Below are 15,827 nucleotides of genomic sequence, written 5' to 3'. Positions count from 1 at the left end.
GTGGGGCCAACTCAAGCCGCCCTAGTGGGGCCAAGTCGAGTTGACATACTCACCCCAGAGTTCGGCGACTACGGGATGCTGCACGTCCGGTACGGCAAGGCCTCCCGCGGCGGACCGCCCAAGCGCCGATCGGTGGCGACGTTGCGGGACTGGGCGGTCGAGGCCGTCGAGGACTATGTGAAGAACGTCTGGCCGCTGATGCGGCCCGACGGTCAGCGGGCTCTGTGGTTGTCGGAGCGCGGCACACGACTGCGCACGAGGGAGCTGTCTGACCGGTTCGCCGAGTACCGCGACGATCTTGGGCTCGACCCGGTGCTGTCGCCGCACGCGCTGCGGCACAGCTACGTGACGCACCTGATCGAGGAGGGTGTGGACCCGGTTTTCGTGCAACGCCAGGTCGGGCACCAGCACCAGTCGACGACGTCGATCTACACCGGGATCAGCGGCGACTTCGCGAACAAGATGATGCGGGATGCGTTGGAGCGGCTGCGGCCGCGGGAGGAAGGATCGAGCTGATGAGGGTGATCGGGTATGAGTGGCGGCTACGTGAGGTGATGGCGGCGTCGGGAATCTTCGCGACCTCGAAGCTGGTGCCGCTGCTGCGCGAGCGCGGCATCGAGCTGTCGGCGAGCCAGATCTACCGGCTGGCGACGGAGAAGCCGGAGCGACTGAACATGCACGTGCTCGTCGCGCTGATGGATATCTTCGAGTGCAGCGCGGACGACCTGGTCCGCAAGGTCGACCTGGGAGCGTCGGCGGCCGCGACCGGCACGGACGGCGAGGACCGGTCCGCGAGCGGCGCCGCGACACTGCGGGAGAAGGGCCTGCGCCCACCGCGGGCGCGCGTGCTTCCCGCAGATGGCTGAGGTTCGCGACGCCCTGGTCGCGACGATCGCCGCGGTCGAGACGACGGTCGCGCCTGGGGTGATCGGCGGGATCGTGGACCGCGAGGTCGTGCAAGAGGCGGGAAGACGCCGGCTGCTCGCGCAACTGCGTGAGGACCCGGGGATGCTGGTCGCGGGATCGACGCGGATTCCGCTGGTGCTGGACCGGATCCTGCTCGAGCTCGCTGCCGCCGGTGGCAGCACGGTCCGCCCGCCGGGGTGCGCGCGCTGCGGCCGAGTCGTGCTGTTGAACTGCCGCGACGGTGAGGACCGGATTTGCGCGGCGTGCGGGCGGGCGCGTCTGGACGTGCTGATCGACTGCGTCGAATGCGAGCGGAGTGAGCAGTTGCGGCACGCGCAGGTGGGTGACCACGCTTACTGCCGCTCGTGCTGGCGGGCATTGCAGGACGTGACTGACAAGCGGTTGGATCGCTTCGTCGCCTCGCACATCCCCGGCGGGACCATGCACATGATGCTCACGGCGACCGAGGGCCTGAAAGCGGACCGGCTGTTGCGGTTGGCGTTGGAGTGCGAACTGTTCGGGCCAGGCTGGCTCGCCGACCCTCCCGCCTCGTCGACGCTGTTTGCGGCCTTCTACACGCGGCTGCGTGAGCTCGGTGCCCGGCTGCCGGCCCTGACCTGCGGACATTGCGGTCGCTCCGGACGGCTCCCGGACCGGCTCGGGGGAAGGATCTGCTGCAGCTCCTGCTACAAGGCGGCGCACCAGGCGGTCTGCGACGGCTGTGGAAACACCGCGCACCTCGAGCTACGGCTCGCCAACGGTGACCGGCTCTGCCAGGCCTGCACAAACCAGCTCCCGGAATCCTGGGCTAGCTGCGTCAGCTGCGGCAATCACCGGCTGATCGCGGTGCGCACCCCGGACGGGCCGATGTGTTCCGCCTGCCGGACCGCGCCCGGCGCTGATGTCTGCACGGTCTGCGGCGCCCAGGGTCGGTGCCGGTTCCCCGGCACCGAGAAAGCGATCTGCCTGAGCTGCTACGCCGCTACCAGAGTTGATGTCTGTCACCAGTGCGGTCAGGAGCGGGAGTGCCGGTTCGCGGGAACAGTGAAGGCGATCTGCCTCCCCTGCGCACGCCCCCGCAGGCCCTGCTCGATCTGCACCCGGGTGGGGTACTCGATCCGGGTGACCCCGGACGGGGAGCCCCTCTGCTGGTACTGCGCCCCGCACGTCGCCGAGACCTGCATCAGCTGCGGCCGCGACACGCGAGTCAGCGCCCGCACCGATCAAGGTCCGCTCTGCCAACGTTGCGCCCGGAACAGCCCGCTGATGTTCCGCGACTGCCGTCGCTGCGGGGCGCACGGTCGCCTGCACCACCGCCGATGGTGTGATCGCTGCTACGCCGACGACAAGATCCGCGAGCTGCTGCCCGACAGCGTCGTCGCAGCGGATCCGACGCTCGCCGCAATGCGGGAACGATTCCTCGCCGCGGACGAGCGACGCACCTTGGACGCCTTCCGCCGCAACACTACGGTCGCGATCCTGCGAGAGGCACTGACGAGCACAGAGCCGCTGAGCCACGAATTGCTGGATCGACTCGGCACGCCAGGGTCGACAGGCCCCGTGAGGGCACTGCTAGCCGAGCATGGCCTGCTGCCCGCACGGGACGAGCAACTGATCCGATTCGAGACCTGGTGCCAAGACCGGTCGGCCCAGATCGCCAACCCGGATCATCGCCGCCTGTTCGACCGGTTCGTCCGTTGGCGTCATCTGCGGCAGCTACGCGAACAGGCCCGCCCGGTCGGGCGACGGCAATCGGACGGGCGGCGGCAGGAGCTGCAGCAAGTTCTCGACCTGATGAGCTGGCTTACCATCCGCTCGGAGTCTCTGGCGATGCTCGATCAGGGACGACTCGAGCTCTGGCTCGTTGACGGCCCCCCGGTTCGTCGACGCGTCACGGCATTCCTGGAGTGGGCGGCCAGCAACAAGGTCTGCCCTCGCCTGCGCGTCCCTCCCCTCCGCCGAAGCGCGAACACCCCCACGGGCGCCAGCGCCGACGAACGTTGGGAGCTGCTCGGCGACGTGCTCAGCGCCGAGGACGAGGATCCTCGGACCAGGCTTGCCGGGGCGTTGCTCCTGCTGTTCGGGATCCCGGTCGCCCGGTTGCATCTGCTGCGCGTGACCGACATCACCGGCACGGAGCGGGTGACGATCCGACTCGGGCCAGACCCGTTGGAGCTACCCGAGGCGATCGGTCAGCTCGCGATCGCCGCGCGCGAGCACCGCGACGCGCCGCGTCTGCTCACCGACGCCGGCGAATCGGACTGGCTGTTTCCGGGGCAGAATCACGGCGCTCCGCTCTCCCGCGACTCCCTCACTGACAGGCTGGCGAAATTCTCCATCCGGGCCCGTCACGCTCGCGCCGGCGCTCTGGCCTCTCTCGCCCAGGAGCTCCCGGCCCCCGTGATCGCCCGCTTGACCGGCCTGCACATCGTCGCGGCGACCCGCTGGGTGGATGCCGTCGTGGCCAGCAACGCCCGCTACAGCGCACTCACGCGATGATCGACACATGCACAGGAGCGCGCGAAGCGAGATCACCCGCGTCTCGCAAGGCAACCTCCAACTGCTCCTGAGTAGGTGCTCCGGCGAACCCGCTTCCCGTCGCGTAGACGCGGCACGCCAGCGACTGAACCGGTGCCGTCGGGAACAGGTCGACGCCATCGACGAGGATCGTGGGCGAGCCTCCGAACGCAGAGCTCGCCGCTTCAGCTTCGGTCTGGATCGTCACCAACTCAACGGGCACGTCGGTGAACCCGAGCGTGTCCAGCGCGGCGCGCGCGTGCGCTTCTGCGATGGCGGTGTTTGGGCAGTCGACGATGTGTAGCAGCTCTACCTTCATGAAGGGCTGTCCGTTCGTTCGCTGTCCGCTGTCGTGCGAGGGGTAGATCTGAAGAGGTTCAGGCAGACCAGGCCGACACCGAGCACGACGACGACGTCGGCGACGTTCCCGACGAACAGGTCGCCGTAGGCGAGGAAGTCGGTGACCTGCCCGCGTCCGAACGCGGGCGGGTTCAGCAGCCGGTCGATGAGGTTGCCGACGGCCCCGCCGAGGACCAGCCCCAGTACGAGGCCCCACCGGGCACCGCTCAGCCGCACTGCGAAGATGACCACCGCGACGGCGGCGAGGACGCCGAGGAGGGTGATGATCCAGGTGGCCCCGGAGCCGAGTGAGAACGCGGCTCCGGGGTTGTAGACCAGGGACAGGCCGAACAGGTCGCCGACCAGCGGGACCCGTTCACCGGGGGTCAGCTGTGCCACGGCGAGGGCCTTCGAGCCCTGGTCGAGCACCACAGCGAGCAAGGCCACAATCAGGGCGACGCCGAGGGCTCTCCTCGCCTGCGGCCGTGGGCCCGCATCGTCTTCGTCGATCGTCGCGGCGATGTCCTGCGCGGTCACGCGCCGGTCTTCCGTGTGCGGGCGGCGCGCAGGCCGTTGAGGATCACAACCACCTCGGCGATCTCGTGCACGAGCACCACGGCTGCAAGTCCCAGGACGCCGAAGAGGGCGAGCGGGAGCAGGGCGGTGATGATCAGCAGCGACAGGACGATGTTCTGGTTGATGATGTGGCGTCCGCGACGGGCGTGGTCGAACGCTCGCGGGAGCAGGCGCAGGTCGTGGCCGGTGAAGGCGACGTCGGCGGATTCGATCGCGGCATCCGAGCCGGTCGCGCCCATCGCGATGCCGATGTCGGCAGCGGCGAGGGCGGGAGCGTCGTTGATGCCGTCGCCGATCATCGCCACCGACCCGTGCTGACCGAGCTCCGCGATCGCGGCGGCCTTGTCCTCCGGGCGCAGCTCGGCACGCACGTCACCGATCCCGGCTTGGGCGGCGAGGGCGCGGGCGGTGCGGGCGTTATCGCCGGTGAGCATGGTGACCCCGACGCCCTGTGCGGCGAGGGTGCGGACGACCTCGGGGACCTCGGGGCGCAGTTCGTCGCGGACGCCAATCGCGGCGACCGGCGTGCTGTCGCGGTGGACGATGACGACCGTCATGCCCTGCTCCTCCAGGCCCGCGACCCGGTCGCCGAGGGTCCCGGCGTCGAGCCAGCGGGGACTGCCGACCGTGATCCGCGCGCCATCGAGCTCACCTTCGATGCCGTGGCCGGCCTGCTCGGTCACGCCCTCCGCCGCAGGAGCGCCCGGCGCGGCAGCGGTGATCGCGGCGGCGAGGGGGTGGGTGCTGTGCTGCTCCAGCGCGGCCGCCCACGCCAGCGCCTGCTCCTCGGTGATGCCGTCGGCGGTGAGGACTGCGGTGACGGCGGGCTCGTTGCGGGTCAGGGTGCCGGTCTTGTCGACAGCGACGTGGCGGATCACGCCGAACCGTTCGAACGCCGCACCGGACTTGATGATCACACCGAACTTGCTCGCCGACCCGATCGCAGCCACCACCGTCAACGGCACCGAGATCGCCAGCGCGCACGGCGACGCCGCCACCAGCACGACCAGGGCGCGGGTGATCCACAGCTCCGGGTCGCCGAACAACGACCCGATGATCGCGACGAGCGCAGCGAGGATGAGTACGCCGGGCACGAGCGGGCGGGCGATACGGTCGGCGAGGCGGGCGCGGTCGCCCTTCTCTGCCTGCGCCTTCTCCACCAGGTCGACGATCGTGGTCAGCGAGTTGTCGGTGCCCGCTGCGGTCGTCTCGACCTCCAGCGCACCAGCGGTGTTGATCGCGCCGGCAGATACGGCGTCGCCGGGCTCGACCTCGACCGGGATCGACTCCCCCGTGATCGCTGAGGTGTCGAGGCTGGAGCGGCCAGTGCGGACAATGCCGTCGGTCGCGATCCGCTCGCCCGGTCGCACCAGCATGAGCTGCCCGACAGCCAGGTCCTTCGCGGCGACCTCAACAGAGGCCCCGCCGCGGCGGACGGTCGCGGTCTCGGGGACGAGCTTGAGCAGTGCCCGCAGTCCGCCGCGGGCACGGTCCATGGCCTTGTCTTCCAGCGCCTCGGCGATCGAGTACAGGAACGCCAGGGCGGCGGCCTCTTCGACGTAGCCGAGGATCACCGCACCGACGGCGCTGATCGTCATCAGCAGCCCGATGCCGAGCTTGCCCTTGAACAGCTTCCGGATCGCGCCGGGAGTGAACGTGGATGCACCCAGCAGCAGGCCGGCCCAGAACAACACCAGCGCCGGGATCTCCATCCCGGACCACTCCAGGATCAGGCCGGTGAGGAAAGCGACACCGGAGAAGACCGGGACCATGATTCCGCGATCGGTCCACCAGGGACCGTCATGGTCATCGTCATCGTCATCCTCGAGCTCGACGCCCTCCACCTGGGGCTTCGTCACCTCACTCATGCGCCCGCTCCGATTCCGCAGCAACCCGGCACCGTGCACGAGGCGTCCAGGCAAGGGGCGTTCTCATCGACCGCGAGCGTCACGTCGACCAGTGACTTGAGCGCCGCCGCAAGATGCGGATCCGCGATCTCGTAGCGCGTCTGACGGCCCTCGGGCTCAGCGACCACGATCCCGCAATCACGAAGACACGTCAGATGGTTCGAGACATTCGACCGGCCCAGCTCAAGCGAACGGGACAGCACAGCCGGATAGCTCGGACCGTCCAGAAGGGCCATCAGGATACGAGAACGCGTCGGATCGGCCATGGCCCGGCCGAGCCGGTTCATGACGTCGAGGCGTGAAGCAATAGTCAGCACCCCATGACTATACAGCAGTTGGTGACCTATCCCAGGTGGTCGATCAGACCAATAGCGCCAGTTTCGACTCCGCGGCATCCCAATCCCCCGGACCAAGTTCGCGGAGGGTCTCGATGATGCGCTCGACCAGCCGGTTCTCCAGGTCCAGCTCGTTGATGTCACTGCCTACGGCCAGGAATCCGAGCGCGTACGGATCCTTCGTGATCTCCTGGGCCAGCGCGGAGTCACTCCGCTCGAGTGCGGCCTCGTAGTTGGTGGGGGCGGCGCCCTCCCGTTGGTGAAGGCTGGTGGCGATCTGATGCCCCAGGACGGCGCGGGACCAGCCATGAGCAGCCGATCTGGCGGCGTACCAGTCGCGTAGCGCTGGGTCGTCAACCTTGTCGAGGAGAAGCGTCAGTTGGGTCCAAGGAATTTGTCCAGCAGCTTGCTGGACGAACTCGGTGACGTCCGGCCAGGCTTCGGCGACCCGCCTCATGTAGAACAGGTTCGCCCTGGAGAAACCTCGCATTGTCGGAAACTCCGCCCGCAGATCGTCGGCGAGCCTACCGACGACGTTACTGCCCCACTCAGCATCGCGCTGGCGTTGTCTCAACGTGTCGCCGATGTGCCAGTAGAGGCGCAACAGCTCGGTGTTGACCCGCTGTTGGGCGGCGTAGCGGGACTGGTGGACGAGATGCTTGATGCTACTCAGGGTCGAGGCGTAGTTGGCTGGGACCACGTCAGTCATACTTCCAGACCCTTCCCATTGCCCGGTCACCGGCCGATACCGCGGTCGACCGACGCGCGATGGCCACGAGCGGAGACTTCCCGGTCTGGCCTCGGGTGGCGGGTGGCCGGTTCGATGGTCTCCCACCAGTCGGCGACGATGCGGTTGCCGACGAGTTCGATCCGGCCGGCGTCGCCCCGCAATGGTGCTCCGGGGAGGACGGCCTGGTCGAGCGCTTCGGCGGCGGCAGCAAGCGCCTGGTGGGCGGCGTGGGCTTGGTCGGTGAGGTGGCGTCCGGCGGGGTGTCCCCAGCCCATGGTCTCCCAGTCGAGTTTGACCTGGCGGCGCTGCACTCCGGGTGGGCGAAGGTTGGGACGCTCGTGCGCGATCCACAACCCACCGCGCTCCGCAGCGGCAGCAACCGCGGCGACTTGCAGAACCCCGATGGCGACGGCGGCGCTGACCGCAGCCCGCAGCGTCTGGGTTTGTTGGCGCAGGGTGAGCCTGGCCAGTGGTGGCCCGGTGAGGGCTTCCCGGACGGCCCGGGCGGCCTGTTGATGCTCGTAGGCGCGGCCTCCCAGTTGGACTCGGGACGGCCAGGTCGCGGCGGCACGCCAAGCATCGGATGCCTCGGCCAGGAGCCGGGCTGCTTCTCGGGCTGGCCCGCGGTCAAGCATGTTGCGGCGTGCGGCCTGCTGCAGGGTGTCGGCGGCGGTGAGACTCAATAGGGCGAGGGTGGCGGCGGCGTCCTGCAGCGCGACACCGGTGACCAGCCGGAAGTTGTGGAATGTCTGCTCAGCGACACCGGCCCATAGCTGGACGGCTCCGTCGACGGTGTCGGGGGTGAGCCGGGTCACGGTGAGGCGTTCCAGGGTGGAGACCCTGGCCATCGGCGGTAGGAGCGCGGCGAGTTCAGTGGCTTGGGCGACCTTGCGTACGGTGTCGCCGGCGCGCTCGTGACCGGCGGCCTGGGCGATGTCGAAGGTCCTCCGGGCGGTCGCGTGCAAGGCTGCGTGGATGCTGGCTTGCAGCCTGGAGCGCTGGACCTGACCAGCGTGTGCGACGGCCTCGGGGGCGCTGTTGAGCACGTCACCCAGGGCTCCGACGGTCAACGCGACTCGGGCGACTCCGGCATCTGCTCGGCCTGACCGGATGCCGGGGCTTTGGCTGAGGGTGTGCAGCAGTCCGTACAGTTCGCGGTCATCTGGACGCGGGTCCAGCGGCTCCAGAACCCGCAATGCGTTGGTCGCCAGCGGCATCCAGCCGCGCAGGTGCGCAGGGAGTTGCCGGGCCGTGTCACCGACCGGACGGAGTCCGGCGGCTTGACGGTGCAAGGTGCGCAGCAGGTCGTCAACGGTCGCCATCACTGACCTGCCGTCGCAATGATGTCAGCGCGGCCCACAGCCCCAGCGGCACCTGATCGATCACCCCACCGAGGAGCCGCTCGGCTTCGGCGAGGGACTCCGCCGCGGCTCGGTCATCGTCGATCCAGACCGGCCAGATGTCGCCGAACTGGCCTTGCAGATCCAGCCCGGCGATCCCCAGCAGCAGGCTGTCGCTGGACTGATCCTCCTCACCCAACAGGGCCGACGTGGCATTACGAACATGACCCAGCGCCTCGCTGAAGGCGTACTCCGCCGGCGTCATCTGGTCGTCCTCGGCGGTCATCGCGGCACCCCCGGCAGGGCGTGCGGAGTTCGCGGGAGGGCCTTCTGCTCGCCACGAACCAGCCGTGAGACAGCATCGGAGACGACCTCCCACGACACCGGCTCAGCGGCGATCGCCGGGGATGGCTGGACGGTCTGTCCCCACTGGTCGACCAGGTCGTCCTCGATGGCGGGCGATGGGTTGGTGTGGGAGAGGATGCGATCGGCGGCGGCGATCACGCGCTGCCCGGTCGCGGTGATGATGTCCGCTATCGAGGTGCTGCCGGTGGCGGCACGGGCGGCCCAGCCAGCCACGTAGTCGAACGTGTACTGAGAGCTATCGACTCCATGCGCGCCGAGCACGGTGTACGCCACGGACTCGGCTTCGACCTCCCGCAACTCCCGCTGCGGAGCATAGGTCTCGACATCGGCGGGTGTCATCGTGAGAGCGTGCGCCACCTCGTGGCACAGCGTCTTGCAGGCCATCAGCTCACCGACATCAGCCCTCACCCGGATCTCGCGAGTCTCGAAGTCGATGTGCCCATTCGCCGGCCCGCAATCCCCGCGAGTCACCGTGTAGCCCTCGACCTTCGCCAGCTCCGACAGCGACTCCCACAACCCCGCCGGCGCCTGACCGGTCAGCAGCTGTGGCTGTGGTGGACCGGCCACCTCGGGGGTGACCTGGCTGGCATCGAACACGCTGACCGGCTTCACACCAACCATCTGCCTACGGAACCGCGGCTCGCCGTGGTCGTCCAGCACCGGTTGTCCCGCCGCGTCGGTCAGCGGGATCTTGTGCAGGATCGGCGCCAGGATCTTGATGGCCTTCTCGCCCTTGCGAACCCAATGGCCCCGCTGCTTCCAGGCGTTGAACCCGGCCACCATCGTCGCGTCCGGCCGCTGCGCAGCAATGAGGAGCGTGTTCGCAAACGAGTAGGAATGGAGGCTGCGCACCAGACCCAGCCACTGCTGCCAGGCCCCAAGGCTGTCCAGCCTAGAGACCTGCTCAGCCAGTTGCGCATGCAACTGATCGACCGTGTGGCGGCGAGCCTCAGCCCGCTCCTGCGGCGTCCAGTCCCGACCGAACACGACACTCACCAGCTCTGCAGCTGGCGTAGCTCGGCAACCAGTTCGGCCAGTTCGGCGTCCGTGGCGCCGGCGGCCTGGCGCACGTCGAGGAGTTCGAGTTGCTCCTGCAGCACCAGTGGGAGATCAGCCGGACGGAGACGAATCCCGGCTCCTGCGTCAGCGAACGCGTCCATCAGCGGCACCTCCAGGCTCTGCAGCGAGGAAGGGGCGAAGGCCCTTCACTCATACAGGCAGATGACCAAGGCTTCGGTGGCCACCATCAGCGCGAGAGGCACGCACGCGCCACGGCGGCAGCGGCGCTCGGCACCACGACGGTCGGCGGCTCATGCGAAGATGACATCCATGAGGACACGACCGCGCAGAGAGCTCAAACCATAGCCCCCTCCGTCCTTCACCGAGGGATCGCGGGCCGGGGCTCCAGAGCCCTCGGAGGCCCACTGTGTCTCGTACCGATGCCCACGCACCGTTCCATGTTCGTCTTGCTCGTGGCGATGTTCCGTGCGTTGAAGTCCACGATCACGCCGATGGCGTGTGTGACCTTCCCGACCCGTACTCCTTGGACGCCCTGTGGCAGGGGCGCGGCCACTGTCACTGGGACTGGTTGTGGGACGGCCGCGGGCTGTGCTCGTGCGAGATGTGCCACTGCGGCGATCTCCACCGTCGCGAGCGGCGTGCGGATCGCCAGCAGACCCGTCGCGAACTGCGCGAGGCGGTGCTGCGCTGGAACACCACCGGAGAGCTCTGAGTCACCCGCCGACACCGAGACCATCGAATCTGCTAGCCGGCATCGTCAGTCCAGCGGCTCGCAACAGGACGACCGCACAATCGCGATCCACTGGCCCCAGCCCTCGTACTCAGCTGAGAACGCCAACCAGTTGCCCATCCGGCTGGTTACGACACCCTCGACAACCACAACCTCACCGCCGTATGACCGAGCCGTGCAACGAGCCGGTCGCGGCGGGTTCAGCGGCTCCCCCTTCGGGGGCACCCCCACCGACTGGTGGGCAATGAGCTTCGAGTAGTCACGGGTGTCGGGTCTGAGCATCTTGGCAGTCTCCCAGTGGGGACTGACAGGCTCAGCCCACCGGAACTACAAGGTCGGATGGTCCGGAGCTGGGACTCAACCGACTCCAGAGGCATCGAGTCTCACCGAGCTAACCGGCGCCATGACCCTGAGTGCGGTAGCCCTGGCGGGATATCGCCGCCTGCGCGTCATCGAGCAGCGGGCCCACGCGCTGCAGCAGGTCCGCGGCGTCTGTTAGTGAGCTCACGGCGTGAGCGACCGAGTCGGCCGGGTCGCGGCCGTCGTCCTCACAGACGTCGTAGGTGGACAGTGACCGCTCCAGGCCTCGGGCGAGTTGTCCGAGTGCCTGGGCCAACCCGTAGCCGCCGGCGCTCTGCAGGAACCCGAGCACCCGATACACCACCGGCGCCGGGATGCCGTCGCCGGTGAAGATCGTGGCGTGGTTGATACTGCGGATCGCCTCGTAGGCCTCCTGCGCATCCAGTTCGATACCAGTCCGGTCACTCATGAGGCACCTCCAGATCGACGACGGAGCGATGGCCTTGCGGATAGCGCGGGCTGAGCGGCGTCGCTGCGTGTACCAGTTCTGGACCCTCGTCGGCGACGCGGCGGTTGCCCATCTCGGTCAACTTGCGTCGCCAGGCTCGGTTGAGTGGTCCGGTCGTGTAGGTCAGGACCGCAAGGACGAGCAGCGGGACGGTGGCCTGCCACCGGGCGTGCTGGACGGCGTCCATCAGCCCAAGACCGAACACCAGCGGACGCATCCGCCACGACAGCGGCATCAGCGGCACCCGCGCCAGCCGACGCGCGACCCTCCGCGCTGCGTCGCCGACGATCGCCCACGGCAGGCAGTAGACGGCAACCGCCAGCGTGAGCCGAGATCCGACCGCCGGCAGTTGACCGAACGCGCGCGCGACCCGGATGCTCACCTCGATGTCGGAGACCTGACCCGCCCTGATCCGGGCCAGCATGAACTCGCTCGTCAGCAGAGAACCCCGGCACGGAACCAGGACATCCCAGCCGCGCGACCTACGCCCTCGGCCCACGAACACCTCGGGCTGGCCTCGGCCACGCAGTGAAGAGACCGGCACGATTGCGCGCAACAGAGCTTCGCGATCGCGCCCGACAGCCGGTCGTGCTCCGAACACCAGCCACAGCACCACACGCGTCCGGAACCCGGCGACGAAGACGACCCCACCCAGCAGCACGGACACAACCACCTCCGGCGCGACAGCCATGAGCACGATCCAGACCGAGGCGCTGAACAAGATTCCAGTGATCTGCGCGAACGCCCAACTCGCCCGCCAGCGCACCGGCTGGCCGCTCACGATGCCACGCCCTGCGGTGCGATCCTGGACAGCCTGGTGACCTCACGGACCTCCAGCCCACCGCACCAGTCGGCGATCTCGGCCAGGCTCAGCCCTTCGGCGACCATCGCCGCGATCGACGTCGCGGCAGCCTGCTCAGCCACAGTGATCGCAGCGTCGCGCTCGGCCAGCGCGGTCAACACCGCCACCGCTGAGGCCTGGAGTCGGCGCTCCTGGGCCTCGCGTTCCTTCTGCTTGACCGCGAGCGCTTCCTGCACACGTCGCCGCGCGGCCTGCCTCATTGCCTGTCTGGACACCCTGGCCTCCTTCGAACTGAACGCTCACCCATGACAGGCAGTCAGCGAAGGCTTCGGTGGCCAGCGCTGGGAAACTCCACCGCGAAGAGGACGGGGCAAGGCTGCCTCAGCGCGGTCAGGCGACCCGCCGGATCAGGGCGTACACATCAGCAGTCCTCACTCTCAGGACCCTGGCCCGACCGATCCGGTAGCAGGGCAGATCGCCAGCGGCTGTGAGCCGCTTGAGAGTGCGGACCGACGCCGTTGTGATCTCGGCAGCCTGGGCGTAGCTGATCAATCGGCCGTACTCGGCAGTCAGCTGAGCCAGCTCATCCAACTCATCCGCAGCCATGCGGGAAATGCCCGACACTCCGCGCATCCCTTCGTCCGGGCCCCCGGCGCTCCGGGTCCGCCCCTCCTGGACAGAGGTCATCGCGTTGAGCCAGCGCAGCCAACTTAGGCGAGCGGACAACCGCCCGAACCGGCGAGCGAGTGTCAGTCACCGCACGGTTCGATCACAACGGCCGTGCCCGACGCGATGACGCCAACGATCGAGGTACCGAACATCGTGTAGTCCAGGTCAACGCCGATGATCGCGTTGCCACCCGCGTCGGATACCTCGGCCTGCAACCTCCTGAACGCGGCTTCCTTCGCTTCGCCGAGTTTCTTGTTGAGGCTGTTCGACTCGGTGCCGAAGAAGTCCGAGAAGTCCGCCCCGATGGCGCGGAACACACCCATCCCGACCACGACCTCAGCGCTGCGGAAGCCCAGGTACCGGACGATCGAGGACCCCTCGAAGTTGAAGCCGGACGTAGTCGGCATCGCTTCCACAACGGCAACCCGGTCGACAGAGGCGGCCCGCCGCACAAGCTCCTCGGCCATCATCCGCTCCCACAGGGAAGTGAGGATCGCCGACAGAACCTCGTCCTTACGTGCGTAGTCGGTCAACTGCGCGTAGGCACTCCGCTGGATGGTCCCTTCAGCTAATGCCTGCAAGCTGGACCGGCACCAGTCGCACGCGACCTCGCCTGACAACTCCGGCGGCACCGTGATTGTCGATCTTGCCGAAGACCACACCAACTCGCTACACACCCTGCACTTGGCCACCTGAGATGTCCCGTCCTAGCTTCCTCGTCTCGCCTCATCGTGCCAGTGCGCCGCCGCCGACGCACGCCAACAAAGATCGCCAACGCTCGGCGCGAGACCCCGACTCCCACCCAAGCCGCTGGTCACCAACGCCACGGATCGCCACAAAGCGGATCGAACGCTCCACCAGGACCGGCGCTCCCCTACCCCGCCCGACACCAATCCATCCGCAGGCGTCTATCGGCTCAAAGCGAACGTGACCGCCAAGGGAAGGTGATCGCTGACGTCCAGCCAGTCATCAGGCGAACCGATATTGAACCCAGCGACGGCGCCATACAGCGACTCCGACACGAAGCAGTAGTCCAGGTGGTAGGGCTTGGCCAGGTTACGGTTAATGAAGAACGTCGGCTGAGTCTCACCACCCTGAGCCTCACCCGTCCGCTCGTGATAGACGCTGACCACACCACCGGCGGCCAGACGCGCCACCAAGTCGGAGTGGCTACCGAGCCGATGATCGGCGTCAAAACCGGTATTGCTGTTGAAGTCCCCGATCATCACCACAGGCTCCCGCAACAGGCCGGCGTAATGAGAAACAGCCTGATGGAGCCGCTCGGGATAGTCCCCACTCCCCGGACTCGGCATCGCCCACACCGCCACGAGCGTAATCGACTGACCACCCCGTGATGCGATCACCGGCACGACATAGTCGAAGCGCTCGTCGTAGGCGCCATGGACAGCGAGCCGCCAGTCGTTGGTCGCGAACACCGCCAACCCCTTCGGGGACGCGTCCCGTGCGAACCGCAGCGACTGCTCCATCGGGAACGGATCGAACAACACCGGGGCATCTAGAAGGTCTAGCGGCTCACACTCGGGCACCACCAAGATGTCCGGCTCGAACCCCACCACCCGACGCCACTTGTTACGGAAACCGCCCTGACAGTTCCAGGAAACGATCCGGATCGAGTCGCACTCCACGCGGTGAACCCTATCCGGCGGTGTATCCAGCAGACCGTAGGTCAGGCAACTCGGACGAACCACCGGCCGCCGGGGTGAACCGTCCACTCGGGCGTGCAACACGTCGCAAACACCGGTGACGGCAAACCCCCTGTCGGTAAGTATGGTGTTCATGGGAGCAGACGACATCCGCAGGGCGTTGCGTGGCTCGGTCTACAGCAAGGACAGCGACGCACTGCTCGCCCTGATCGCGGGCGAGGAATGGCCACACGACGCTCTGCAGTTGATCGGCGACGGACTCCTCGACGCGCTGCGCGCGGGAATCGGTGCGGCGGTCCCGGCCGCCTGCGACTGCACGACCAGGCTCCGCGAGCGAGCCTGGGAAGGCGACCACACCCTCGCAGACGCGCTCGACGCCAAACTCGGCACCGCGCCGCTGCCCTTCCTGCGTCCCCTCCCGGTCGACCTTGACCTGCTGACCACCGCACTGGAAACCGAAAGGTTCACCACCACCGTCCGCATCAACACCGCCACCGGCGAGTGGGCAGACTCCGACAGCGAGTTCGACAACCCCGACGACCAAGACGAGGACGGGTGGCTGTTGGTCGAAGGCCAAGGCTCCCGCGACGGCTACCACGACATGGAGACCTTCATCGACCGACTCGACGACGACACCATCGCGGACCTCCTCGCAGTCGCCATCCAGGGCCGCGGCGCTTTCCGCCGGTTCAAGGACACTCTCACCCGCTGGCCCGACCTGCTCGAAGCCTGGTTCTCGTTCAGCGAAGACCGCCAACTCGGACGCGCCCGGGCCTGGCTCGCCGACCATGGCTACACCCCGACCCGTGGCTGAGCTGAGATCCCCCGACCCAGAGCCCCGTCGTCCGCCACCGAGCCCTTACCCCGCCCCTGCCCGAGCCCTCAACCCTGAGACCCCCAGCGACCCACCCCTCCTCGCCGTCCAGGCAGCCTCCCCCACCCCTGTAGGGACGCTCCTCCGTGCCTGACACACCTCTGGCACCAACCCCTGACTACGCCTTTTACGGCGGCTGGCCACCTAGGGTGAGCCTATCTGCCTGTTCTGGGTGTGACGATGTCTTTACGGCGACTGACTGCCGGGTCGGGGTATGACTACCTGACCCGGCAGGTCGCCGCGA

Annotated in this window: 20 protein-coding genes; 5 read left to right on the top strand and 15 right to left on the bottom strand. The window is 68.0% G+C overall.

Annotated elements, in window-relative coordinates; translation table 11 throughout:
• From Q0066_RS06235 to Q0066_RS06225, 3 genes are all read left to right on the top strand, one after another.
• Nucleotides 1-516: tyrosine-type recombinase/integrase (locus Q0066_RS06235; protein WP_298131156.1), on the top strand; the 516-nt coding region annotated here is incomplete at its 5' end.
• Nucleotides 516-866: a helix-turn-helix transcriptional regulator gene (locus Q0066_RS06230; protein ID WP_298131153.1), complete on the top strand. Its 351-nt coding sequence runs from the start codon at nucleotides 516-518 to the stop codon at nucleotides 864-866. The genes Q0066_RS06235 and Q0066_RS06230, both read left to right, overlap by 1 nt.
• 58 nt (nucleotides 867-924) lie before the next feature.
• Nucleotides 925-3,405: a hypothetical protein gene (locus Q0066_RS06225; protein ID WP_298131152.1), complete on the top strand. Its 2,481-nt coding sequence runs from the start codon at nucleotides 925-927 to the stop codon at nucleotides 3,403-3,405.
• On the opposite strand, the gene Q0066_RS06220 is transcribed toward Q0066_RS06225, so the two are convergent.
• Genes Q0066_RS06220 through Q0066_RS06180 form a run of 9 tightly spaced genes read right to left on the bottom strand, consistent with a single transcriptional unit; the run spans nucleotide 3,395 to nucleotide 10,176 of the window.
• On the bottom strand, nucleotides 3,395-3,742 hold the full coding sequence (locus Q0066_RS06220; protein ID WP_298131151.1) for a hypothetical protein: 348 nt from the start codon (nucleotides 3,740-3,742) through the stop codon (nucleotides 3,395-3,397). The two genes, Q0066_RS06225 and Q0066_RS06220, sit on opposite strands and share 11 nt — an antisense overlap.
• On the bottom strand, nucleotides 3,739-4,299 hold the full coding sequence (lspA, locus tag Q0066_RS06215; protein ID WP_298131149.1) for a signal peptidase II: 561 nt from the start codon (nucleotides 4,297-4,299) through the stop codon (nucleotides 3,739-3,741). The genes Q0066_RS06220 and lspA overlap by 4 nt, the downstream gene beginning before the upstream one ends.
• Nucleotides 4,296-6,206: a cation-translocating P-type ATPase gene (locus Q0066_RS06210; RefSeq protein ID WP_298131147.1), complete on the bottom strand. Its 1,911-nt coding sequence runs from the start codon at nucleotides 6,204-6,206 to the stop codon at nucleotides 4,296-4,298. Before Q0066_RS06210 ends, lspA begins: the two co-directional genes overlap by 4 nt.
• A complete protein-coding gene (locus Q0066_RS06205; protein ID WP_298131144.1) occupies nucleotides 6,203-6,562 on the bottom strand; it encodes a metalloregulator ArsR/SmtB family transcription factor in 360 nt (119 codons plus the stop codon). Before Q0066_RS06205 ends, Q0066_RS06210 begins: the two co-directional genes overlap by 4 nt.
• Before the next feature lie 43 nt (nucleotides 6,563-6,605).
• A complete protein-coding gene (locus Q0066_RS06200) occupies nucleotides 6,606-7,289 on the bottom strand; it encodes a DUF1016 N-terminal domain-containing protein (protein WP_298131141.1) in 684 nt (227 codons plus the stop codon).
• A 26-nt stretch (nucleotides 7,290-7,315) separates the two neighbouring features.
• On the bottom strand, nucleotides 7,316-8,632 hold the full coding sequence (locus Q0066_RS06195) for a hypothetical protein (protein WP_298131138.1): 1,317 nt from the start codon (nucleotides 8,630-8,632) through the stop codon (nucleotides 7,316-7,318).
• Nucleotides 8,619-8,936, bottom strand: coding sequence for a hypothetical protein (locus tag Q0066_RS06190; protein WP_298131136.1), 318 nt, complete (start codon nucleotides 8,934-8,936; stop codon nucleotides 8,619-8,621). The genes Q0066_RS06195 and Q0066_RS06190 overlap by 14 nt, the downstream gene beginning before the upstream one ends.
• Nucleotides 8,933-10,012: an ArdC-like ssDNA-binding domain-containing protein gene (locus Q0066_RS06185; protein ID WP_298131134.1), complete on the bottom strand. Its 1,080-nt coding sequence runs from the start codon at nucleotides 10,010-10,012 to the stop codon at nucleotides 8,933-8,935. Before Q0066_RS06185 ends, Q0066_RS06190 begins: the two co-directional genes overlap by 4 nt.
• Nucleotides 10,009-10,176, bottom strand: a complete 168-nt coding sequence (locus Q0066_RS06180; RefSeq protein ID WP_298131132.1) for a hypothetical protein — start codon at nucleotides 10,174-10,176, stop codon at nucleotides 10,009-10,011. Before Q0066_RS06180 ends, Q0066_RS06185 begins: the two co-directional genes overlap by 4 nt.
• Nucleotides 10,177-10,532: 356 nt before the next feature.
• Here Q0066_RS06180 and Q0066_RS06175 point away from each other — a divergent pair, with 356 nt between their 5' ends.
• Nucleotides 10,533-10,748 carry a hypothetical protein gene (locus Q0066_RS06175; protein WP_298131130.1) on the top strand — a complete coding sequence of 72 codons (216 nt, stop codon included), beginning with the start codon at nucleotides 10,533-10,535 and terminating at the stop codon, nucleotides 10,746-10,748.
• Between the two features lie 409 nt (nucleotides 10,749-11,157).
• Here the strand turns inward: Q0066_RS06175 and Q0066_RS06170 are convergent, their stop codons facing one another.
• From Q0066_RS06170 to Q0066_RS06150, 6 genes are all read right to left on the bottom strand, one after another.
• On the bottom strand, nucleotides 11,158-11,535 hold the full coding sequence (locus Q0066_RS06170; protein WP_298131128.1) for a hypothetical protein: 378 nt from the start codon (nucleotides 11,533-11,535) through the stop codon (nucleotides 11,158-11,160).
• Complete coding sequence (locus tag Q0066_RS06165) at nucleotides 11,528-11,998, bottom strand: hypothetical protein (RefSeq protein ID WP_298131125.1); 471 nt, start codon at nucleotides 11,996-11,998, stop codon at nucleotides 11,528-11,530. Before Q0066_RS06165 ends, Q0066_RS06170 begins: the two co-directional genes overlap by 8 nt.
• A gap of 353 nt (nucleotides 11,999-12,351) precedes the next feature.
• Entirely contained in the window at nucleotides 12,352-12,651 is a 300-nt protein-coding gene (locus Q0066_RS06160) for a hypothetical protein (protein WP_298131122.1), read from the bottom strand.
• A gap of 115 nt (nucleotides 12,652-12,766) precedes the next feature.
• Complete coding sequence (locus Q0066_RS17550) at nucleotides 12,767-12,982, bottom strand: helix-turn-helix domain-containing protein (protein ID WP_366521501.1); 216 nt, start codon at nucleotides 12,980-12,982, stop codon at nucleotides 12,767-12,769.
• Between the two features lie 143 nt (nucleotides 12,983-13,125).
• Nucleotides 13,126-13,677 (bottom strand): heavy metal-binding domain-containing protein, encoded by a 552-nt coding sequence (locus Q0066_RS06155; RefSeq protein ID WP_298131120.1) that lies wholly within the window; start codon nucleotides 13,675-13,677, stop codon nucleotides 13,126-13,128.
• Between the two features lie 276 nt (nucleotides 13,678-13,953).
• Nucleotides 13,954-14,844 carry an endonuclease/exonuclease/phosphatase family protein gene (locus Q0066_RS06150; RefSeq protein ID WP_298131119.1) on the bottom strand — a complete coding sequence of 297 codons (891 nt, stop codon included), beginning with the start codon at nucleotides 14,842-14,844 and terminating at the stop codon, nucleotides 13,954-13,956.
• Between Q0066_RS06150 and Q0066_RS06145 the strand changes: the two genes are divergently transcribed.
• Complete coding sequence (locus Q0066_RS06145; RefSeq protein ID WP_298131117.1) at nucleotides 14,843-15,523, top strand: UPF0158 family protein; 681 nt, start codon at nucleotides 14,843-14,845, stop codon at nucleotides 15,521-15,523. The genes Q0066_RS06150 and Q0066_RS06145 overlap by 2 nt on opposite strands.
• The last annotated feature ends 304 nt before the right edge of the window (nucleotides 15,524-15,827 follow it).

The organism is Micropruina sp. (genome assembly GCF_027492755.1).
Taxonomy (GTDB): domain Bacteria; phylum Actinomycetota; class Actinomycetes; order Propionibacteriales; family Propionibacteriaceae; genus Micropruina.
This window is presented reverse-complemented; position numbering and strand designations above follow the sequence as displayed.